Source organism: Erwinia sp. MYb375, from assembly GCF_037479175.1.
GTDB classification, from domain to species: Bacteria; Pseudomonadota; Gammaproteobacteria; order Enterobacterales; family Enterobacteriaceae; genus Erwinia; species Erwinia rhapontici.
Map to the genome: position 1 here is coordinate 1,822,325 of NZ_JBBGZS010000023.1, position 21,060 is coordinate 1,843,384.

Annotated in this window: 18 protein-coding genes; all 18 read right to left on the reverse strand. The window is 56.8% G+C overall.

The genetic code is table 11. The features are described from left to right. Window positions 1-9: 9 nt before the first annotated feature. The 18 genes from WH279_RS21190 to guaB all read right to left on the reverse strand — a co-directional run bounded on the left by WH279_RS21190 (window position 10) and on the right by guaB (window position 21,055). On the reverse strand, window positions 10-1,704 hold the full coding sequence (locus tag WH279_RS21190) for a hypothetical protein (protein ID WP_339458466.1): 1,695 nt from the start codon (window positions 1,702-1,704) through the stop codon (window positions 10-12). Beyond that, the gene (locus WH279_RS21195) at window positions 1,697-2,110 is read right to left on the reverse strand and encodes a hypothetical protein (RefSeq protein ID WP_339458468.1); all 414 of its coding nucleotides are present in this window, start codon (window positions 2,108-2,110) and stop codon (window positions 1,697-1,699) included. Before WH279_RS21195 ends, WH279_RS21190 begins: the two co-directional genes overlap by 8 nt. Next, window positions 2,110-3,279, reverse strand: coding sequence for an ABC transporter permease (locus tag WH279_RS21200; protein WP_339458471.1), 1,170 nt, complete (start codon window positions 3,277-3,279; stop codon window positions 2,110-2,112). Before WH279_RS21200 ends, WH279_RS21195 begins: the two co-directional genes overlap by 1 nt. Continuing rightward, window positions 3,276-4,433 carry an ABC transporter permease gene (locus tag WH279_RS21205; protein WP_339458473.1) on the reverse strand — a complete coding sequence of 386 codons (1,158 nt, stop codon included), beginning with the start codon at window positions 4,431-4,433 and terminating at the stop codon, window positions 3,276-3,278. Before WH279_RS21205 ends, WH279_RS21200 begins: the two co-directional genes overlap by 4 nt. Then, entirely contained in the window at window positions 4,430-5,128 is a 699-nt protein-coding gene (locus WH279_RS21210) for an ABC transporter ATP-binding protein (RefSeq protein WP_339458476.1), read from the reverse strand. The genes WH279_RS21205 and WH279_RS21210 overlap by 4 nt, the downstream gene beginning before the upstream one ends. Beyond that, entirely contained in the window at window positions 5,121-6,134 is a 1,014-nt protein-coding gene (locus WH279_RS21215; protein WP_339458478.1) for an efflux RND transporter periplasmic adaptor subunit, read from the reverse strand. The genes WH279_RS21210 and WH279_RS21215 overlap by 8 nt, the downstream gene beginning before the upstream one ends. 6 nt (window positions 6,135-6,140) lie before the next feature. Further along, window positions 6,141-6,356, reverse strand: coding sequence for a hypothetical protein (locus tag WH279_RS21220; RefSeq protein ID WP_339458480.1), 216 nt, complete (start codon window positions 6,354-6,356; stop codon window positions 6,141-6,143). Further along, complete coding sequence (locus tag WH279_RS21225) at window positions 6,349-8,886, reverse strand: lantibiotic dehydratase (RefSeq protein ID WP_339458483.1); 2,538 nt, start codon at window positions 8,884-8,886, stop codon at window positions 6,349-6,351. The genes WH279_RS21220 and WH279_RS21225 overlap by 8 nt, the downstream gene beginning before the upstream one ends. Next, window positions 8,883-9,911, reverse strand: a complete 1,029-nt coding sequence (locus WH279_RS21230; protein WP_339458485.1) for a PqqD family peptide modification chaperone — start codon at window positions 9,909-9,911, stop codon at window positions 8,883-8,885. Before WH279_RS21230 ends, WH279_RS21225 begins: the two co-directional genes overlap by 4 nt. A gap of 1 nt (window position 9,912) precedes the next feature. After that, window positions 9,913-12,303, reverse strand: coding sequence for a nitroreductase family protein (locus WH279_RS21235; RefSeq protein WP_339458487.1), 2,391 nt, complete (start codon window positions 12,301-12,303; stop codon window positions 9,913-9,915). Beyond that, window positions 12,304-12,921 (reverse strand): hypothetical protein, encoded by a 618-nt coding sequence (locus WH279_RS21240; protein ID WP_339458490.1) that lies wholly within the window; start codon window positions 12,919-12,921, stop codon window positions 12,304-12,306. Window positions 12,922-12,933: 12 nt separating this feature from the next. Further along, window positions 12,934-14,280, reverse strand: a complete 1,347-nt coding sequence (locus tag WH279_RS21245; protein ID WP_339458493.1) for a YcaO-like family protein — start codon at window positions 14,278-14,280, stop codon at window positions 12,934-12,936. After that, window positions 14,267-15,172, reverse strand: coding sequence for a thiopeptide-type bacteriocin biosynthesis protein (locus WH279_RS21250; RefSeq protein ID WP_339458496.1), 906 nt, complete (start codon window positions 15,170-15,172; stop codon window positions 14,267-14,269). Before WH279_RS21250 ends, WH279_RS21245 begins: the two co-directional genes overlap by 14 nt. Before the next feature lie 17 nt (window positions 15,173-15,189). Continuing rightward, entirely contained in the window at window positions 15,190-16,245 is a 1,056-nt protein-coding gene (locus tag WH279_RS21255) for an ABC transporter permease (RefSeq protein ID WP_339458498.1), read from the reverse strand. Window positions 16,246-16,247: 2 nt separating this feature from the next. Next, window positions 16,248-17,258, reverse strand: a complete 1,011-nt coding sequence (locus WH279_RS21260; RefSeq protein WP_339458500.1) for an ABC transporter ATP-binding protein — start codon at window positions 17,256-17,258, stop codon at window positions 16,248-16,250. A 73-nt stretch (window positions 17,259-17,331) separates the two neighbouring features. After that, window positions 17,332-17,574 (reverse strand): hypothetical protein, encoded by a 243-nt coding sequence (locus tag WH279_RS21265; RefSeq protein WP_339458502.1) that lies wholly within the window; start codon window positions 17,572-17,574, stop codon window positions 17,332-17,334. A 349-nt stretch (window positions 17,575-17,923) separates the two neighbouring features. Beyond that, window positions 17,924-19,504 carry a glutamine-hydrolyzing GMP synthase gene (guaA, locus tag WH279_RS21270; protein WP_133845877.1) on the reverse strand — a complete coding sequence of 527 codons (1,581 nt, stop codon included), beginning with the start codon at window positions 19,502-19,504 and terminating at the stop codon, window positions 17,924-17,926. Window positions 19,505-19,588: 84 nt separating this feature from the next. Beyond that, window positions 19,589-21,055: an IMP dehydrogenase gene (gene guaB / locus WH279_RS21275; protein WP_200643617.1), complete on the reverse strand. Its 1,467-nt coding sequence runs from the start codon at window positions 21,053-21,055 to the stop codon at window positions 19,589-19,591. Window positions 21,056-21,060 lie beyond the last annotated feature (5 nt).

The following is a 21,060-nucleotide window of genomic DNA, read 5'->3' on the forward strand; positions in this document are numbered from 1 at the left end:
ATTCAAATATCACACTGACAGCGCCTTTAACAACGCCAACACTGGGCGCCGGAAATCAAACCGCCAGCGCATCCAGTTGAACGGCAACTCTGCGAGCGCCTGAGCGAGCTGGTTGGCATGTGCGAACTCAGTAACGCGCTGCTGATACAGCAATTGATAGCTATCGCTGTCGGTTAGCCAGCTAATCTCTATATCATTCAATTTGAGCAGAGCCACCTTATTTTCTGCCGGATCCTGAGTAAAAGCGAAATCCATAAAGGCCGTTAACGCATTCATCATCCCGGCCACATCGCCCATTGCTGGTTGGCAGATATCGTTAACCGCAAGGTAGACACGGCTGCGCCAGAACAGCGGGCTAAATGCGCTTCGTCGCCATGCGCGCAACAGGCAGCAGCGCTGGTATTGCATCAACGTGAGCTGGCTTCCTCTCGCCTGCGCCTGACGCCAGTCCGCTTCGATCAATATGCCAAGCGCCTGCTGCTGTGGGTCCGGTTGCGCCTTAGCGAGTCCGGCATAAGCATCCAGCATAAGTTCAGTAAACCCATCATCCTGCTGTTGCTCATCCACGGCATCGGTAAACGGCAGAGGATTGCTGTTAATCCGTTTGCTGAGCGCCGTACACCAGGTCATTGCTGCAGCAGCGGATGCAGTACGGCTATACTGCAATCCACTTTGCGTCAGCAACGCCTCCTTATAAGCCTGCTGCCAGCTTAAATCATAATGGCGCATCGCGCCGCCCAGGGTAACGCGACGTAGATTATATTTATTGTAAAAATGCAGTACTTCCCAGACAAAATCCGGCGGCGCGAAGCTCTCCTGTAAAAAAGTAAGCCGCTGGGGAGTAATGCGCTGGTTGACGCCAAGCGGCAACGTCGAAGTCTGCGAAAGGTCCAGCCAGCGCCCGTCAACACTGGTATTCGAAGGCGTCAGCGCGCCATGCGTCAGCCTGCTGGCTCTGGCCCATGCCAGCTGTTTTGCACTGTTTCCCAAATAGCTCAGCAATAAATTTTCAATAGCGCTGTCGCCTCGCCCGCTGGCCATCAGCTGGCGCATCACCCGACGCATCCGTTGCGGATCCGCCATCACACGTCGCTGATGAGGCCGTGGCAAAAACTCCTGCGCGGGCAGGAAATGCCCAAGCCGCAAACACTCTTCACGCAGCAGAATACCGCCAGCACCGCTATGGTAATAGTTCTTCTTCGGATCGCTGTAATGAATCGTCAGGCCGCTGTCCATAACCCCGTATACCCTCACGCTACCTGACGGTAACAGCCGGTCAACTAGCTGCGAATAGATGGCGTCCACAATAGCGTGTTCCAGGTAGAATGCGCCGTAACCATGCCTTTTGTCGGTACCGGCGCCGACAAACATATTGGGGCCGATGCCTTTTAGCTGCAAACCACGCAGATTGCCCGCTCTGGCGCCACCGCCGTTCGCCGCCCCGCCTTCGCCGCCATAAGCTTCGGCATACATCGTAGCCGGGCTATGCAAATCAAACTGTTCCGCCGGAAAAGAGTCGCCGCCCGGTATCGCATAGCCCCACAGACGGGCCATATTTTCCGCATTCCACGGCAGCTGCTGACTGACCATATATCCCGGGATCTTAGCAGGGTTATGCCATAGTGTACGCGCTGTCGTAATACGCCAGCTGGCAAACGGTTCCGTGACGATGGCCGCTGACCATGCCGCAGTGAAATCAGTCATGGTTCCCCCGGCGCAAAACGCGATAAAGACGCGGCGGCTGCCCGGCACGCCAAGCAGCGAGCTGCGGCATGCGACGGCAAACAGGGCGCAATAACCTTTGCAGCGCGGTGCGCCATTCGGGTAGCACCACCACATCCATCGGCAGCATAACCCGTCCTTCACTCCATTCGCTAAGATAGCGCGGCGGCTGCTGGCATTGCAGCATACGCCAGCCGTCGCGATTGATAGCCGCCCACGTGACATAGCCAATCAGGCTCTGCTGGTCGTCATGCAGCAAATGATAGTTGCCGGCGCGCACGGCATACAGCAGGTTTCGGCTCTGCTCGGCGCTGGTCGCAAGCTGTACAGAGGTACGTAACGTATAGATTTTGCCCAGCGCGGCGTAACGCTCTTCAGTTTTTTCCATTATTTTCCCTTTGTCGCGGCGCCAATAGCGCGTAACACAAACAGCGAAGCGATAAAGCTGACGAGTACACCATAAGCGACACTGATTATCTGTATCCTGCCGCTCACCACCAGTGGAAACACCAGTTCGCGCGCGTGGTCGAAAGTCGTAAAGGTGATGCCGTTGAACAACAGCATACTCAGTAGCGAACCAGCCAGTGAGCCCGTCAGACCAAGCAGGACTATCTGACAGAGGTAGGATGCGCCGATAACCCGGCCGAACCCCAGCAGTAGCAGCATCGCCAGCTGATCTTGCTGATTAACGATTAGCGATTCGCAGAGTGCGATAATGCCGACCGTCACCGAAACCGCCGCCAGCAGTGAAAAGAGCAGTCCAAACCCCAACAGCATCTGGCTCAGCCCTTCGCTGCCGCCCGCGTAGTGCGTCCGGCTGTCGCTGATAGTTACCCTGTCGCTTAGCGAACCGGCCATCGCCTGCTGATAATGCCCGGCATGGCTGGCGCTGCCGGTAAAAGCGACCAGGTTGTAATCAAGCCCGGCCCCCCAGCTGGTGCGGATGTGTTCCAGGTCGGCAAGGAACTCAGACTGGCGAGGCGACCCTCCGGTCGAAAACTCGCCAACGATTTTCCAGTCATGCTCATGCAGGCGAATCGTCTCGCCAGGACGAAAAGCCGGATAGTGCCGGGCCAGCGACGTCCCGACCAATAGCTCATTCTGCCCCGGCTGAAACAGCCTGCCAGTGGTAAGTTTGACCAGCGGCTCTCCGCTTTTAGCATTGAGCAGCGTAAAGGCAGCAGGCGTAACGCCGCGCACCAGATATTCTTTTCCTGTCTTTTCAGGGGTCAGGCGCGCCAGTACCACCCACTCAGGCGACAGTGCGACCATGCCAGGCAGACGCGAAAGCTGCGCAGCCTGAGTGCGCGTTATGGTGCTGGAGAGTTCAGCAGAGGAATCTTTGCTCTGGGCAAAATAGAGTCCCGGTTCGGCACTGGATTCCAGGGCGCTAATTAACCCCTCGCGAAGGGAAAACAGCGACGTGACGATCATCGAAAGAAAAATAAAGCTGGTCAGGATGGCAGCAAGATAAAGCGGTCGCCGCCACAGGTCACGCAGACCAATCCTCAGCAGAATGCCCAGCTGGTGTCCCTGGTTTGAAGGTTGCAGGTTCATTGTCCCTCCTCGCGCAGACGGGCAATCTGGAGCAGCGACGGCAGGCCGCAGCAAAGGGAGAGCGCCAAAATCAGCAGGATACTGGCAAGATAATCCTGCCAGTAAGGCGTAACCCCGCTTAACACGGAAGGGAGAAATACCGGCAGCAAAAACAGGATAAACAGCGACAGCAGAACGCCTACCGCCGCGCCAATCAGTGTGATGGCGGCAAGCTGCAACGCTACGGCTTTAATCAGGCGCGCCTTACCAAATCCCAAATAGCTGAGCGTACGATAGTCGTCTTGCGCTTTTTGGGTCATCACGTAAAAATTAGTGCTGAGCAGCAGCGCCAGCAGCAGGCAAAGCGAGAGATTGACCCAAAAGATCACCCGGTTGAAATTGAACAATTTGCTCATAAACAATTTCATCTGCATACGTACGGGCGCGGTTTGCGTCATTCCACGCATGCGCTCTGCACTGAACTGGCGATCGATTTCCCGCGCCGCATTTTCAGCGGAAACGCCCGGATTCGGCATCACCATAAAAAAGCTCACCAGTCCTTTGCCATTTTGCCTGGCGTTTTCCAGATAGTCATAATGCATCCAAACCGCGGGCGGGTTGTCGGTTTGCGTTTCTTCAACAATACCGGTGATATAAAGATCGAGGATGGGATTCGGTGCCAGCTGCCAGATAGAAGAAGAAAGAGGCAAACGATCGCCCGCTTTCAGATGGTACTGGGCGGCAAAGCGGCTATCCACCAGCACGCCCTGACGGTCGTGCTGCCAACGTTCCAGCACCGCTGGCGCTATTTTCAGCGACGACAGCATTGAAAAATAATGCCGATCTTCGATGGCGACGGCAGGAACAAACCAGCCGGGATGGCGGTAATAAGCGCCAACCCAGACACCCCAGCTTACCTGGCCGACATCCGGCAACGCGGCAATTTTCTGCTGGTAAAACTGCGGCAACGGCATCTGTGAACTTAGCGCATTCAGTACCAGCAATCGATTATCGCCAGACTGGCTATCGCTTGCCTGCAGGCTGAAAGCGCGATCGAGGGTGAGCGTAAGCTGTAATAACGCTACGCCGCTGGCAACAAACAGCAGCAGCATGATAAACCGGCGTAGCTGCTGGGTGGCGGAGCGCCACAGCCAGAGGTAAAATGCTGATCTCATCGAACGTCCCGCAGAACGAGCTGCCCGTCCCTGAGCTGAAGCTGACGCTGAGCGCGTGCAGCAATCTGCACGTCATGCGTCACGATGACAATGGCTTTGCCCTGCTCCCGGCTCAGCAACTGCATGATCTCCATGATTTCTTCGCCTGCCTCCCGGCTGATATCCCCGGTAGGCTCATCACACAGCAGCAGATCCGGATTGGTGACAATCGCCCGTGCGATCGCCACACGCTGACGCTCGCCGCCAGAAAGCTCATCAGGCCGGTGCTGGCGACGATGTGCCATATTAACCAGGTCGAGCGCGGCGTTAACCCGCTGCTGGCGCTGCCGCGCATCGATACGCCAAAGATGTAGCGGCAGCGCGACATTCTCTTCAGCGTTGAGGACCGGCAGCAGATTATAAAACTGGAAAACAAAGCCAATATGACGCGCACGAAGCCGGGTACGCTCGCTCACATGCCTTTCATGCAGAGGATGCCCCTGCAAAAATACCTCTCCCCGATCGCAGGTATTCACGCCCGAAATCACATTTAGCAGCGTCGATTTACCCGATCCGGAAGGCCCCATAATGCTGACCATTTCGCCAGGACTAAGCGTGAAATCTACCTCGTTTAATACTGCAATGCGCTCGCGCCCTTTGCGATAATCCTTACTGACCTGGCGCAGCTGAACCACATGGCCGCTTGTTTCATTCATCAAAATCTACCTGAATTGACATATTGTGTTTCAGCCAGGGCTGCTGTTGCGTAAGCTTCACTACCACCAACACCGCCGCACGCTGCTCATCCACCACCGAAGAGATAAGGCTTACCGTTCCCTGAACGCTATGATCGGGCAGGCCGTCCGGTTTTAGCGTCACGCCCTGCTGTAGTTGCACTTTGCCCAGCTGGTTTTCCGGCAGCCAGACTTCCGCATTGAAGTTATCCAGTCCGACAATAGTGGCGATGCCGGTACGGGTAAATCCACCGCCCGCGGAAACCGGCGAAACTGTCTCGCCAGGAGAAGCGTCCAGCGAGACGACTCTGCCGTCGAACGGTGCGCGGATAACGGTTCGTGACAACTCGATCTCACTGGCTTTCAGCTGCCAGCCTGCCTGCTGCAGCTCCGCCCGATACTGGCTACGCTGCGCGTCGAGCGCGTCCAGCTCTGCTTTAGCGCTATCGACATCGTCCTGGCTGACATAGCCCTGCGGCAACAATCTACTCAATCGTTGCAGCTGATTACGCGCTCGCGGCAGGCGCGACATGACCTGAGCGAGTTTAGCCGCCACCATTTGCTGGTTGGCGTTCAGTGCGGCGATCTGCGCTCTGAGTGAACGCCCATCCAGAGAAGCCAGCCGATCGCCTTTTTTTACCGCATCGCCCCGCTGCACATAAATCTCTTCTACAGTGCCGGTGATCTCCGCAGATACCGTGGATATGCGGTCAGCTTTAATAAACCCTGCGGCAGTGACTGCTGTAGAGCTGGCGGCAACGGGCGCGCTGGCGGCAACCGGCGCTACGGGAGCTGGCGTAACCGAACGGCTTAAAAACTCGCGGGTCAGGATACCCACCAGCAACAGCATCAGCATGCACAGCCCCAGCATCACCATTTTTCGCCATCGCCGACGCGGCGGTGAAGGCGGCATGGGCGGCGTATTCAGCAGATGCAAAGCCTGCTGGCGGGCGGCATCCCGCGAAACATCCGGCGATGATGAGCTCATTATTGCTTAACGCGCTCCACCGGTCAGACGCAGCACCAGACCAATAAAAATCAGCGCAATGCCCGAGGCGTAAACCGGGAACCAGCGCGCCCACCAGTTAGTAGAAAACAGCGGCGCGCTATTGATCTGACTGGTGGCATAGCTGCTGTAGAGGTTCAGGGCTATCACTATCGCCAGGCTGACAAGGCCGATGAAAACCAGTAGATTCGAGACTTTATGCATTGTGCTTCTCCTGTTCAGGGAACATCAGGGATAGATTGAAATTGTCGCCGGAAATCACCATTTCGGTATGAATTTCAGTGACGTAATTATTTTCCTGCGTCTGCATCCAGCTGTTCTCCGGCGAGGGTAGCGCTTCGCGGAAAACCAGCCAGTCGACCTTTCGCGCCAGCAGAAGCAGCTGGTCAATACAATGTGGATTGCCGAGCCGGCACCACATTGGTTTGCGAATTTTTTCATTGTTGAACGCCTGCCAGCTGAGGCTGTCGTTGTACTGGCCGTTTACATAACTGTCTGGCGGAATGCCCTGCTTTAGCAGCAGTTCCAGCAGACGTGCCGGTTGATCGGCGACGGGCTGTCCGGTGAATTCCTGGAAAATTCGAGAGGTGCGCAGCCACCAGGTTTCGCGTATCAGTACGCAGTTATCTTCCTCCAGTCTCGGCGCATGGCGAAAATCGTCATCGTGCTCGTCCGCCATCATCTGGCTGTAGGCAGGACGACCTATCTGCACGGGTTCAGCCAGCACGGTAAGCAGGTATTTTGTGCCCCAGGCAATCATCGGCGTGGCGGCTCCCAGATAGCAGGGTTGCAACGCCTGCCCTTGTCTGTCCATAAAATGCAATAACCCGCTTGCGGCGTCGTGGCACAAACGGAGCTGAGCAAGAACAAGATCGCCTGCCACCTGCTGCGGCTCGTCCAGACACAGGTGATGGTGCGCCAGCCGCGCCTGAGCCTGCAAATTACTGGATTCGCCGCTGATACTGAACGTTAACGGCAAAGCTGGCGCGGCGAACTGCTGCAGCCACAGCTTCAGCTGTCTGCATCGTGCATCGGCGCCGCCATCGTCGGTTAGCGTGGTGCGCGCCAGCTGCCAGCCGATACGGGAATAAGCATTATTAATCACTACCTTGCCGTGGCGCTGGTGCAACTGCCCGACCTCGCTGGCCTCCATCTGCAGAAACAGCGTCACCGGCAAGCGCAAGGCCGCTGGATCGATGCCCCGGTAATCCAGACGGGCAACAGCGGCGGCGGGCTGCGCAAGTAGCTGCTGGCTGAACAGAATAAAGCCCTGCCAGATCTCCTGCAAAAACAAGCCAATATCTTCGCATACGCCGCCCTCACCATAGCGTTGCAGAAAAGCCTGCCGTAACCAGAGATATTCCAGCGACAGGCTGGCGCGCTTCGCCACCACTCTGGCTACCCGGGCCAGCACGTCAGACACGAAGGTATCCGGCAGCGTCATGTCGATTCCCTCGCTCCAGGCATCTTCATACACAAGGTTACGAATTTCCGGCATCTGATGGCTGGTAAGCCTCTGCCAGCTCTCGCTCAGCGTCTGCTGCGCCTGCGCCAAAAGCGCGACGCGCTCCGGATTTTTCGCCTCACGCAGTTGGAGCGGTAGCTCGCCCAGGCGACGTAACGACTCGCTGGTCAGTTCTGCCGGTAGCGACGCAAGCACAGCGGCTATTGGCGCAGGATGATGCGCGCTCCATTGTAGTTGCGGGCGCAATACGTCTTTACGCACCAGCTTTCGCAACAGCCGTTCCGCCGACTGTGGCGCAATGCCTGCTGCGACAAAATGCTGCCACCATTCACTCCAGCGCTGTGCGCTCCGGGCCGTCAGGATGGCATCCACTTCCTGCGGATCCAGGCTCAGCGCAAACTGCTGCTCTTCGTTCCATAACAGACCGCGCCGTTTTTCGTAGCGATAAAAATCCCCGCGCAACTGGCTGGCAGAAATCCGCTGTAGCGACGGATTAAGGCTCAGCGGCAGGTCACGCTCTGCCAGCAGGTGTTGGGCATACAAAGCTTCGCGCAGCGCCAGCGCGATCGACCGATTCAGATGGGTAGTCGTTGTAACCTGCCAGTTCGCAGTCTGCAGGCTGGCACTGGCGGCGCCATTAGCAAGTGGAAGCAGGATAAAAGAAGCAAATGTGCTGAAAGGGCTGACTTTACCCGCAGCGCGGGTCATATAAGCAAATAGCGTGCGCTCTACCCGCCGCCGCCTTTTAGCAGGCCACGCCTGCCAGTTTTGCGCCAGATCGGTCAGCAGACGGGGTGAAGCGAGACTGAGTGCACGGCGCATCACCGGTTCGTCGGCTGCCCTGGATAATACTTCGCGGGTACGGTCGCTGACCTGCTGCCAGCATTGGCTGAAGGTCGCCTTCAGCTGCCGTCGCTCTTCGCTCAGCCTCTGCCATTCGGCAAGTTGCGCCAGCGTAGAGTCATCGTAATGCGCCAGCCAGGCGCTCACTTCCTCAGAAAGCAGAAAAGGGCGGCCGTTATAGAGATGACGACGATAGCGAATAAGTTCGTTACGAACACTGTCTGCAGCAGGCTGTGCGACATGCGCATGCAGGCTCTCGATCAGGGTTTGCCTGAGTTGGTGCCAGCCCGACTCCAGTTGCTGCTGTTGACGAATAACGGCCAGCAGGCCATCAGGTAATTTGCTGACATAGTGTGTCGGCAAGCCCGCGATACGCAGCAAAATAAACGGCGCGACCCGCAGACCTGGCTGAGATAAAAGCATCATAACCCTGCTCCTGCGGTCAGCCAGTTAGCTATGCGCTGCCAGACAACCATGCAAATCCAGGCCATCAGCCCGGCCATTACCATGCCGTAAAGCAGACAGTAGCTGAGAAATAAGTGCCTTCCGGCGGCAGACCAGCTGAGGTTTTTTCCACTCGCGTCTCGCTGTGCGAACGCCTGAAACGCCCGGTTCATATCGGAAAGCCGGAAAGGCGTAAGGTTGAACAATAACCCGATAAGCACCAGCAGCTGCAAAGGGTGTACCGTGGCGGCCACGGCGGTTTCGCTCAAGGCAGCCAATGTGCCCAGGCATAAAAGATCCACTAACGGCCCGGCCAGTGCCACCGCAACCTGTATTCCGCGCTGCGGATACAGTGCAATCGCGCTGGTGTTAACAAAAGCGGAAGGCAGCCACCAGCCGCGAAACTGCAATCCGGCCCCAAGAACCGGACAGCCGTAAAGGCGGCAGGCCACGGCATGCCCCATCTCATGCAGCAATAACCACAGCGGTATGCCAACAACCATGACAAACAGCTGGCTGCCAAGCCATTCTCCCTGCATTAGCCAAAGGTTTAGCGTCGGCAGGCTGGCCACTGCCTGCCATAAAGCCAGCGCCGCCGCCGCCAACAGCAAGCTGCATCCCAGCCAGCGCGGAACCGGCTGCAGCAGGCTGGCAATCCGGCGCGCGGCCGCATCCGGATTGGGCAAAGGAATACGCCCGGCCACTTTCGCTACAGCAGGCCGTTCTGTACCCTCGTCGATCATATTGGCCTGCCGCAGGCGTTGCAAAAAAGTGCGCAGCGCCTGCTGGCACTGTTCAGCGGTGGCCTGCGGGTGGTGTTTCGCCAGTTCGTCCTGCAGGGCGGCTAAAGAGGTGCCCGCCAGCAACAGCTGTGCCAACCGCGCAGAGACGCCGCTCAGCTTTAGCGGCGCATTGCTGTTCTCCCGCAGCAGCAGCGCTACATCGCCCTGTGGGGAAGCCAGTTTTACATCAGCATATAAGCGCAACGGCGTGGAGACGGGCAGCATCCTAGTCAGCTTCCATCGGCAATGGATTTGCCAGCACCAGACAAAAGAGTGGCGCTTCACCATAACCATCGGCCCCGGCATGACGCATAAGTCCTTCCTCGATGACGCCCCCCGCCAGCGTGCCAACCAGGCCGCAATTCACCGCCGCCAGCCAGCACTGTACCGCGCTTGCCGCCGCATTTTGTAGCTGCATGCGGTAGCCTGCTGCGCCATACTCCTGCAGCGTATTCTCGAGATTGGCGACCCATACCAGTACAGCGCCAGCTTTATGAAAGGCGAGCTGATTGACACAGTCACTCAGCTGTTTGCGGCTAAAATCCCGGTCCCGCCGGTGCCATTGCTGACGCCCGGCACCGCTACACTGATAGATTCCAGCGGCAAGCTCGCCGCTGGCTTCGGGCAGCAATAGCCATGGCTCCATAGATAAAGCAGGCATGCCGCGCGATCGGCTCTGCGCCAGCCCGGTATGGCAAACGCCGACCAAGGCTTCAAGCAACTTCTCCTGCACTGGCAGATCGGCATATTCGTATTCCGCGCGGCGGCGCAGCAGCAACGAAGAGAGCTTTTCGTCACTGCTGAACGGCATCAAGGATGCGTAAGAAAACGGCGGATGCGCCTGCAAAGCCCCACCATGCGGGCGATAGCTTACTGCCGCTATGCTGGTGGCCGTCTCAAAGCGCGGAAACGGCAAGGCTGTCATCGGCTCCGGCAAGCCCTGCAGATGCATAACCTGGCAAATAATATGGGGATTTTCCTGCTCGTTAAAGAACAGCAGGGTCGCCAGCCACTGCAGATCGATGTGGTGGTCTTCCCGCAGCGTCCATCCCGCCGCACGGGCGGAAAGCGCGCAATATTGATTCACCACTCCAGCATCAAGATTGATAATGTTGTAGCTGAAATCGTTATATTTGCCGCGTACGCGATGCTGATTGGCGCTGACAATCAGCGATACCGGCTCTTCCGGCTGGCGCAGTAGCCGCTCCATCTGCGGCTGGTCAACGCCAGCAAGGCTTACCAGCTGCTGCTCTTCTCCCCGGTAAAACCAGATGCCGCAGGGTAAACCGGGCAACGGCTGGCGGACCACCACAAACAGGTCGCAGGAAGTCAGTTGCCCGCCGCTTGGGGCGATACGGCGCAGCGTGCCGTCGTCGAGCTGTTGATAGCCCGTGGCATGGCGCAGCAGCCAGCCGAGCGTGGCCAGCGTCAGCGGCTGAACCGCGGCTGGCTGCTGAAGCCAGGACGCTTCTGGAAATGCACCGGCAGGCAGATCCAGATGCTGCTGCCCATGCAGCCTGACAGGCTGCGAAGCATGGCGTTTGAGGTTATCAATAGTAAAATGCATCTGGTGGCTGCGCGGCGGTAGCTCGTTACGCGGCGGCAGACGCGTGCCGGTATGATGCAGCCAGGCGGTAAATTCCGCGCTTTCCGGCGGCAGATAATACGATCCTGGCAGGCCTCCGAGCGGGGTGCCGGGTAGCCGGGCAATCTTACTGGCGAGCGTATATTCCCCTTTGCCCAAATGACTGTGGGAAAAAACCTTATTGAGATAGCTTTCTGCAGAGAGCCCAAGCAGAAGCTGTCCCAGCTCATGCGCAGCGTAAACGGCGCGAAACGCCACTTCCTGCCGATCGCTGGCAGGCTGCGGCAGCTCGCACTGCGCACGGGCGCACTGATAGCTGGCACTGATCCCGGGCAACGTTAGCGGGCCGACCAGCGTGCTGTCGGCGCCGGTGAAACAGCTGAAATAGCGTACTCCGGCATGATGCAATGCATCTACACACGCCTGGCGCGACGTATCGCCCGCGCTGCCGTCAAAAATTACCAGCGCATCATCCCAGACGTGGGAATCGAGCTGCTGTGGCTCAGTCAAAACATCAATACTGGCGACAACGGATCCCAGCGCCTGACGCAGCAAAGGCTGTACGTCTTCCGGGCAAACCAGTGCCAGCCGCCGGCTGCGGGCAGACCGCAACGCCGCGCTGCGGTTAGCATGCAGGCGAGTATTATCGACCAGGCGCCCACAGTAGCTGGCGAGCGGGCTTTGATCGTCAGCATCCAGCCCTTCGCCATCTTCAAGAAAGCCATAGCGAAACAGCAGTGACAGCATGCCCAGCGCGTTATCGCTGCTCAGCAACGCGTCGCCCGCCAGCACGCTTTCCAGTTCGTTGTCGCCGTTTAGGCGCTCAAGGAATGCCGCCAGTGCGCTCATGCCCTGCGCGCAAGTCAAAATACGCGACTGATGCGCGCCATAAACCGCTACGCGGGTGGCATTTTCCGGGATAAAAATCAGCTCAGGGATCAGCTTTGGCCGCCGTGGCAATAAAGCGTAGAGATCGCGATGCTGCCTGAATTGCGCACCTGATAGTAGCGTGGACATATGCGTGGTTTTCATTTACTGCAAGACTCCCTTCAGATGGCTGGCCAGCAATGCTGTTCCCTGCGCCTGCGAAACACGACGGCTGCCGCGACAATCGCAGCCGTGCAGCGCGACGACATGACTGCTGGCGGTACGGTTGCTGCTGAAGCTGACCGCCGTCAGATTGCCAAACTGCTCTTCCGGCAAGCTGGCATACTGCTTCAAACGTAAACTGGCCATCATCACCAGCGCAGGCGTAAAGCCCTGTAACGCGTTATGCGGCTGTTGTTCGTGAAAGCGCTGTAAATTAAGGTCCATCATCGCCGTTCGCGGCGTTTCCACCAGGCTAAGAAGACGCTTCGTTGTGCACGCGTAGCAGGCTGTTTTTCCTGGCACCACCAGCGGACCACAGCGTAACTGATGATCGCTCAGCACCACGCAGGCATGAGGGATCCCCGCCTGCAGTAACCGGGCGGTAAGCTCTTCAAGCTTAACCGGCGCGCCGCCAGTAAGCACAATGCCGACAAACGGCGTTTCGCTACTGTACCAGGAACGATCCAGCGCGGCGGCCAGCGTCAGCGACGTAAAGCCTTCCTGCCGGCACAGATAATCGGCAACTTCATGACCAAACGCCGTCTCACTGACAATAATCATGGCAACTCTCCTTCATGCAAAAGGCTGCGGCCACGGATTGATCGTGACCTTGTCGCCTGTTTGCTCGCTTAGCCGTTGCTGCTGTTGCAGCAAACGAGGATGGCCGAGATAACGGGCGCGATAGCTTGATGTCATTGGTAATAACTCCGGGATTACCGCACGCACGACATGCAGCCCCGCCTCACGCAGGTCATCCGTGGTCATATCTACGATCACCACATCCATGCCAAGCTGGCGAAAACGGGCAACCAGCTGCTTCAACTGTGCGGCCGGCTGCTGAGGTAAGCCCGCCTGAAGCTGGCTAATCGCCACTTCCCCACTGCTGTTGGTCAGGAAATCAAAGGCGGGACGTTGTTCCGCACGCCCCATAAAAACAGCGCCGTGTTCCAGCGCGATAAAATCGCGCATATCCTTCGGCAAAGACAGTTCGTGTTCCAGCACCGAACGGCCCATCGCGCTTTCGCGGATCATCTTGCCGCAGCTATCCCAGGGATCGAAACTGGTTGAACAGTTGACAAACTGGGCGGAGGTCGGGTGTCCGGGCCGCAGCTGTAGCCCATAGACAGTCGGCACGCCGACATCGGTCGTCGCGTCGAAAAAGTACTGTTCAAGTCCGCTGGTAGCCAGACGGGTAAACTTCTCCTCCAGGCGATCCGGGACGGGCTGATCGAAGCGAATACGCGGCAGCGGCATTTGCAGCAGCCAGGTCAGGGCAATCGCGTCGCGCTCAATGATTTCGTTGATCGCGGTAACGGTCGCCATGGTCAGATCGGTATGAGCTGCGACGCCGGTGGAAATGGGTAACCAAAACAGTTCGCTTTCCCAGGGCCTGACGTAGAGATGAGACATGATTAGCGGCACTTTGCGCGGGCGGTCTGCCGTTAACGAGTAGCCTTCAACCCACCGCAAAGGCAAGCTGTCATCTATTGGCTTCACCGGACAAAGTGGGTCCGCCAGCTCCTGCTCGCTGCAGCAAGGAAGCGTATTGGCAGCAACGCCCTCAGCACCCAGTTCGCGAAAGCTGGCGACGGTAACATCTCCCGGATGATAAACGCAGGTCGCATAGCGCTCTGCCGCCTCGGCAACGGCGCGAACCACCGCCATATCAACCTGTTCATCGGCACCGCAGCCAGCCAGCGCGATGGTTTGCAGGTCATTCCCCAGGTTGTCGATAATATGCGGATAGGGCATCGACAGATTGCCCAGGCTGGCCAGCACCGCGGGAAAACGCGGTACGTGAAGCTCCTGTGGCTCCAGCGGATAAACGCTGCCCACAACCCCCGCCAGCGGCGAGACCAGCGACATAAACGGATATTTTTGGCGCATCGCGGCGGAAACGGCAAAATTATGATGATGCATGAATAACCCCCCCTTCGAGGCTTTTGCTCATCAAGACTGCCAGCCACGCCTCGTCCAGCGTGCTTAGGCCAAGACGATTGTTCATCAAATGCATAAACTGGAAGGCCAGATTTTCCGCCAGCCCGTCGTTGTAACGTTCGCAATGACGCTCGTAGCTACGGCGGGTTTGCTCCAGCGCTGATTCCCAGCGCGTCAGCAAAGCAGCGCAGTGCGGCTGCTGACGCAACTGCGGCGACAGCAGTGCCACGTTTTCATCAATCAGATCCCAGGCGCGATCGGTAAAAGTATTTTTCATCATGCCGATATCTGGCGAACCCGCCAGCCAGAAGGTGGCATAGCTGTCCAGAAACGCGATTTGCCTGCTGGGCGGGACAAACCGTTGCAGTGCCGCAAGCATCAGTGGCAAGACGAAATCCTTACGTGAAACGGTATGTGCGGATTCATCCTGCAGAATAGCGCGGGCAATGTCGCTGGAATGGTGAAACAGAGTTTCGGCAATACCCATGCCCGTTTCGCCACCGTAGACCTCCGTTTCCGGTTGATACTCCGCGCGTTCACAATGCACAGGGAATTGATATTCGGGAAACGTCGGCATATCGCGGAAATTGACCAGCGGCGTCCACAGGCTGGCCGGGCGCTTCGGCAACCGGTTAAGCGCATCATGTAGCGTGGCGTAAATAGCCGCCTCCCGGCTTTGGTCCTCATTCTGCAGTAAAAAACGTACGCGCAGATGCACGCCTTTTTCATCGATATAACGCAGAAAGAACCAGGGTGAATCGGGAGCCAGCGCCAGCGCCGGAGTCAACCCCTCAGCAATCAAAAAGTCCATTCCATCGTGGTGGCTACCAATATAGAGCTTATAAAAGTGCCAGGATGCTGACCTGTTTTTCATCTTTGCGGACCTGTAATTTAAGATTGTTTAGGCTGAAAACGGAACCATCTGATACCGACAAACAACGTTATGGCGCCCCATACCGCCATACCGGTGCAGTTAGCGGCAAAAGGAAATACGCCTTCGCTGCCGTTCATTGCAAAGCGAAGCGCGTCGGAGACAAATCCCACCGGCGTAGTCAGAATTAACCATTTGAACGGAGGAAAAATGCTGAGGTCGAGGAATAGCTGCCCGAAGCACATACACCAAAAATTAAGCAGGGTCAGCAAAATGGTGGCGAGCGTCGCGCTGCGGAATAATCCGGCCAGCGCATAGCCAAAGCTGACCAACAATAGCGCGCTGGCCACCAGCAAAAGGGCAAACAGCAGCGGCTGTTGCACGCTAAAGCCAAACGCCAGACCGCCGACCACCATCAGCAACGCAATTTGAATGAGCGAAATCACCAGCCGTACGCTTACCTGTGACGCCAGCAGGATCCAGCGCGGTAAAGGAATAACGGCATAGTAACGATAAATCCCCTTCTCGCGCGCAGCGACCAGCGGCGTCGCTGTGCCGAACAAGGCGACCTGTAATAAAGCCAGCGTAAGCAGAGACGGGAAGATAAAGGTAAAATAGTTAAACTGTTGATTTTCCACCGCGACAAACTCTACCGGTGTCGAAGAGGCCGCCGTCTGATGCGTCAGTGCAGCCAGGACCAGTTGAGCGACAGAACGCATTGATTCGGTAGTGGTAATCGTAGGACGTTGCCGGGCTTCATCCCAGCTCACTGCAGCCTGCACCTCATTGTCGCGCACCAGCGATTGCGGGTCGCTTCTCAGCTGACGCTGAACCACCAGTCCGGGCGCGTTGCGTAGCTGCTGCCAGAGTGCTTCAGCTTCATGAGACTCCCCCACTACGCTCACCTGCACGGCAAATTGTTGTTGATTGCTGTTGATGATTTTCGCCGTTATGCCGAAGGTAAAAATAAAAAACAGCGGCAAAACAAAGGCGAATAACGTTGACAACGGATCGCGCAGATACTCTTTGACGCTGGCACCAAAAAAGCGTCGGTAAATCTGCCAGCTATGGCTCATGGTTAATCCCTTAATGTCTCGCCGGTCAAACAGATAAAAACATCTTCAAGCGTGTTTTTACTTACCTGGAGCTGTACGGGTTCGCAACCCAGGTTTTGCGACAGCGCAATGACTCGCGGCAGCACCTGCGCCAGCTCACGTACAGGAATATGTAAGCGACTCAGTGCCCGATTGTGTTCATCAGCCTGCTGCGTTGCGCCAGGAAAAGTCGTAACAAATTTTTCCGCCATCGCCTGTGCTACGGAAAAACGGATATGGTGGCCCGGACAATAGCGATCGATAAGCTGTTGCGGACTGGCGTTCTCGAGCAGCCTGCCGTGATTGATAATCATCACCCGGTCGCACAGAATTTCCGCTTCGTCCATTTGATGGGTGGCGATCAGCACGCCCATCTCCGACTGGCGGACATTTTCGAGAATGTGTCGCCAGATGTAGCGGCGGCTTTGCGGATCGAGATCCCCCGTCGGTTCGTCCAGCAGCAGCAGCTTCGGCCTGCCGGCCAGCGCCAGCGCCAGCGCCAGTCGCCGTTTTTGGCCGCCGGAAAGACGGGAAAAGCGCATTTTTCGCTGCGCTTCCAGCGACACGGCCTTGAGCAACGCCTCAACAGAGAGCGCATTTGTATACAGCACCTGATAAAGCGAGAGGATCTCTTCCACGCGCAGGAGCGACGGCAAACTGAAAAACTGAGGCGCAACGCCCAGCTGCTGTTTAACCCCCTGGCTCAGCCCTTGCCGAATATCTTCCCCGCAGACGCTAATCATTCCTTTAGCAAAAGGGTGCACCCCCTGCAAAGTCTCCATCAACGTGGTTTTTCCCGCGCCATTTGGCCCGACCAGACCGATAATTTCGCCGGGATTTATCTGCAGCGAAATATCATGCAGCACCTGAACGTCAGAGTAAGATTTACTTAACGATTCCACCTGCAGCAGCGGCGACCGACCTGCCGAAAACTGATGTGATGCCTGGCTGTTTGCGTGCTGAGTAGCCAGAGTGATGTCATCCTGCTTGATCATTAGTTGGGAGCCAGCGAGAAAGTGTCAGGAAGGTAACCGGCACAATGTTTCGTACCGGTTGCGTACAGGGAAATCAACCGCCGCTACTGGTAATGCTGCCCATCGTACCGATGCTGCCTGCCGAAGCAATACTGCCGCAACCTGCGGTAGATGCCGTGCTGATACTGGCTGCAGTTGAAGCACAGTCGCTGGCGAAATACAGGGTTTCCGGCAATTCTTCCACCAGTAGATTGATCCCGTCGAACTGCGCTGAAGGGGAGTCAAGCGTAATATCTAAGCGATGGGACTGACTAACCAGAGATGAGAAAGTAGCCATAAAACATCCTTATAATCCGATTACATTGAGACAATTTGTGAAGCAATTTTTAACACAAATGATAAGTTTGTGTAAAGTAATTATCCTTTTTTTGTAAGCTTAATACCTTTGCAATTCTTATCAATCCTCCGTTAATGACGCCAGGCAATGGACGCTACAAGGCGTTTAAACCCTGACTGAGCGGGTTTTGATGACAGGAATTTAAGGGGTTAACGACGTCAGGGAAATGTGAATGGTGAGGGAAAAAGGTGGCCCGAATTTGCCAAACCCAAAAAACAAAAAAGCCCGCTGTTACGCGGGCTTAGAAGTGTTTTACTGCTTTACGTGCAGGCTGTTGCCAGACGTTAAATCATTCCCACTCAATCGTCGCCGGTGGTTTACCTGAAATATCGTAAACCACACGGGAAATCCCGTCGACTTCGTTGATGATGCGGTTGGATACGCGGCCGAGGAAATCATACGGCAGATGCGCCCAGTGTGCGGTCATAAAGTCGATGGTCTCGACAGCACGCAGGGAAACTACCCAGTCGTACTTACGGCCATCGCCCATCACGCCGACAGAACGAACTGGCAGGAAGACGGTAAAGGCCTGGCTGACTTTGTTGTACAGGTCGGCTTTATGCAGCTCTTCAATGAAGATCGCATCGGCACGACGCAGCAGGTCACAGTATTCTTTCTTCACTTCACCCAGTACGCGCACACCCAGGCCCGGGCCCGGGAACGGGTGACGGAACAGCATTGCGTGCGGCAGGCCCAGTTCCAGGCCGATTTTACGCACTTCGTCTTTAAACAGCTCACGCAGTGGTTCAACCAGGCCCATTTTCATTTCTTTCGGCAGGCCACCCACGTTGTGGTGCGATTTGATCACGTGCGCTTTGCCAGTAGCAGAAGCGGCTGATTCAATCACGTCAGGGTAGATAGTTCCCTGGGCCAGCCACTTCACGTCTTCCAGCTTCAGAGCTTGTTCATCGAAGACTTCAACGAAGACGCGGCCGATGATTTTACGCTTGGCTTCCGGCTCATCTGTGCCTGCCAGTGCGTCGAGGAAGCGTTTTTCGCCTTCCACATGAATGATGTTCAGACCGAAATGGTCACCAAACATCTCCATCACCTGCTCTGCTTCGTTCAGGCGCAGCAGGCCGTTGTCGACAAAGACGCAGGTCAGACGGTCGCCAATCGCCCGGTGCAGCAGCATGGCGGTCACAGAGGAGTCAACGCCGCCGGACAGGCCGAGAATCACTTTATCGTTGCCGACCTGCACACGCAGACGTTCAACGGCATCTTCAATGATTTTAGCCGGGGTCCACAGGGCTTCACACTGGCAGATATCCAGCACGAAACGCTCCAGCAGACGCAGACCCTGACGGGTGTGTGTCACTTCCGGGTGGAACTGTACGCCGTAGAAGCGCTTCTCTTCGTTGGCCATAATGGCAAACGGACAGGAGTCGGTGCTGGCAACGGTCACGAAGTCAGACGGGATCGCCGTCACTTTGTCGCCGTGGCTCATCCACACGTCCAGCAGCGGCTTACCGGCCGGGCTGATCGCATCTTCGATATCGCGGATCAGGGCGCTGTTGGTCTGTACTTCAACCTGCGCATAACCAAATTCACGCTCGCTGGAGCCTTCAACTTTGCCGCCCAGCTGCATCGCCATCGTCTGCATGCCGTAGCACACGCCCAGAACAGGAACACCTGCGTTGAACACATAGTCAGGTGCGCGAGGGCTGTCGTTTTCAGTGGTGCTTTCAGGGCCGCCGGAGAGGATGATGCCGTTCGGGTTAAAACCACGAATCTGCTCTTCGGTCACGTCCCACGCCCACAGTTCACAGTAGACACCCAGTTCACGCACGCGGCGGGCAACCAGTTGCGTATACTGCGAACCGAAATCGAGGATCAGGATGCGATGTTTATGAATATTTTCCGTCGTCATTGGGCTATTCCAGGCGATGTAGTACAAATTCGGGATTACGAGTAAAACGCCCGGCAGTGAAGCCGGGCGTGCAGTACAGGGTTATCAGGAACCCATGCGGTAGTTCGGCGACTCTTTGGTGATGGTCACGTCATGAACGTGGCTTTCCTGAATACCCGCACCGCTGATACGCACAAATTCAGCCTTGGTGCGCAGGTCGTCGATGGTAGCACAGCCGGTCAGGCCCATACAGGAGCGCAGGCCACCCATTTGCTGGTGTACGATCGCTTTCAGGAAGCCCTTGTAGGCTACGCGGCCTTCGATACCTTCCGGCACCAGTTTGTCAGCGGCGTTGTCGGTCTGGAAGTAACGGTCAGACGATCCTTTCGACATCGCGCCCAGGGAACCCATACCGCGGTAGGACTTAAATGAACGGCCCTGGTAGAGTTCGATTTCGCCCGGAGATTCATCGGTCCCGGCCAGCATGGAACCGACCATCACGGCAGCAGCGCCTGCGGCGATAGCCTTAGCGATGTCACCGGAGAAGCGGATACCGCCATCGGCGATAACCGGGATCCCGGTGCCTTCCAGCGCTTCTACCGCGTCAGAAACAGCGGTAATCTGCGGCACACCGACGCCCGTTACGATACGGGTAGTACAGATTGAGCCTGGGCCAATACCGACTTTCACCGCGCTCACGCCTGCTTCAGCCAGCGCCCGTGCGCCAGCACCTGTCGCGACGTTACCGCCCACGATTTGCAGGTCAGGGTATTTTGCACGGGTATCACGGATACGTTGCAGTACGCCTTCAGAGTGGCCGTGTGAGGAGTCGATCAGCAGCACGTCAACACCGGCCGCGACCAGCGCATCCACACGCTCTTCGTTACCGGCACCGGCACCCACAGCAGCGCCGACGCGCAGGCGGCCGTGCTCGTCTTTACAGGCGTTAGGTTTACGTTCGGCTTTCTGGAAGTCTTTTACGGTGATCATGCCCAGCAGGTGGAAGCTGTCATCCACAACCAGCGCTTTCTCAACGCGTTTTTCGTGCATTTTATGCAGCACGACTTCACGCGCTTCGCCTTCTCTCACCGTCACGAGACGTTCTTTCGGCGTCATCACGGCGGAAACAGGCAGGCTCAAATCCGTCACGAAGCGGACGTCACGACCGGTGATGATCCCCACCAGTTCGTTTTCGCCATTCACCACCGGGTAACCGGCAAAGCCGTTACGTTCGGTCAGAATTTTTACTTCGCTCAGGGCAGTGGTGGGTAACACGGTCTGCGGGTCAGTAACCACGCCGCTTTCGTGTTTCTTCACTTTGCGCACTTCTTCAGCCTGGCGCTCAATGGACATGTTTTTGTGAATAAAGCCCAGACCACCTTCCTGTGCCAGTGCAATAGCCAGACCCGCTTCGGTCACGGTATCCATCGCAGCGGACAACATAGGAATGTTTAAACGGATGGTTTTGGTAAGTTGGGTGCTGAGGTCAGCCGTGTTTGGCAGTACAGTTGAATGTGCAGGAACGAGCAAAACGTCGTCAAATGTCAGGGCTTCTTTAGCGATTCTTAGCATGGCAA

Excerpts from the sequence above, each read along its gene's own strand:
- WH279_RS21220 (WP_339458480.1), bottom strand. The coding sequence starts at position 6,356 with ATGCATAAAGTCTCGAATCTACTGGTTTTCATCGGCCTTGTCAGCCTG.
- WH279_RS21210 (WP_339458476.1), bottom strand. The coding sequence starts at position 5,128 with ATGAATGAAACAAGCGGCCATGTGGTTCAGCTGCGCCAGGTCAGTAAG.
- WH279_RS21195 (WP_339458468.1), bottom strand. The coding sequence starts at position 2,110 with ATGGAAAAAACTGAAGAGCGTTACGCCGCGCTGGGCAAAATCTATACG.
- WH279_RS21260 (WP_339458500.1), bottom strand. The coding sequence starts at position 17,258 with ATGATCAAGCAGGATGACATCACTCTGGCTACTCAGCACGCAAACAGC.
- WH279_RS21215 (WP_339458478.1), bottom strand. The coding sequence starts at position 6,134 with ATGAGCTCATCATCGCCGGATGTTTCGCGGGATGCCGCCCGCCAGCAG.
- WH279_RS21240 (WP_339458490.1), bottom strand. The coding sequence starts at position 12,921 with ATGATTATTGTCAGTGAGACGGCGTTTGGTCATGAAGTTGCCGATTAT.
- WH279_RS21225 (WP_339458483.1), bottom strand. The coding sequence starts at position 8,886 with ATGATGCTTTTATCTCAGCCAGGTCTGCGGGTCGCGCCGTTTATTTTG.
- WH279_RS21250 (WP_339458496.1), bottom strand. The coding sequence starts at position 15,172 with ATGAAAAACAGGTCAGCATCCTGGCACTTTTATAAGCTCTATATTGGT.
- guaA (WP_133845877.1), bottom strand. The coding sequence starts at position 19,504 with ATGACGACGGAAAATATTCATAAACATCGCATCCTGATCCTCGATTTC.
- WH279_RS21205 (WP_339458473.1), bottom strand. The coding sequence starts at position 4,433 with ATGAGATCAGCATTTTACCTCTGGCTGTGGCGCTCCGCCACCCAGCAG.
- WH279_RS21235 (WP_339458487.1), bottom strand. The coding sequence starts at position 12,303 with ATGAAAACCACGCATATGTCCACGCTACTATCAGGTGCGCAATTCAGG.
- WH279_RS21190 (WP_339458466.1), bottom strand. The coding sequence starts at position 1,704 with ATGACTGATTTCACTGCGGCATGGTCAGCGGCCATCGTCACGGAACCG.
- WH279_RS21245 (WP_339458493.1), bottom strand. The coding sequence starts at position 14,280 with ATGCATCATCATAATTTTGCCGTTTCCGCCGCGATGCGCCAAAAATAT.
- WH279_RS21265 (WP_339458502.1), bottom strand. The coding sequence starts at position 17,574 with ATGGCTACTTTCTCATCTCTGGTTAGTCAGTCCCATCGCTTAGATATT.
- WH279_RS21200 (WP_339458471.1), bottom strand. The coding sequence starts at position 3,279 with ATGAACCTGCAACCTTCAAACCAGGGACACCAGCTGGGCATTCTGCTG.
- WH279_RS21255 (WP_339458498.1), bottom strand. The coding sequence starts at position 16,245 with ATGAGCCATAGCTGGCAGATTTACCGACGCTTTTTTGGTGCCAGCGTC.
- WH279_RS21230 (WP_339458485.1), bottom strand. The coding sequence starts at position 9,911 with ATGCTGCCCGTCTCCACGCCGTTGCGCTTATATGCTGATGTAAAACTG.
- guaB (WP_200643617.1), bottom strand. The coding sequence starts at position 21,055 with ATGCTAAGAATCGCTAAAGAAGCCCTGACATTTGACGACGTTTTGCTC.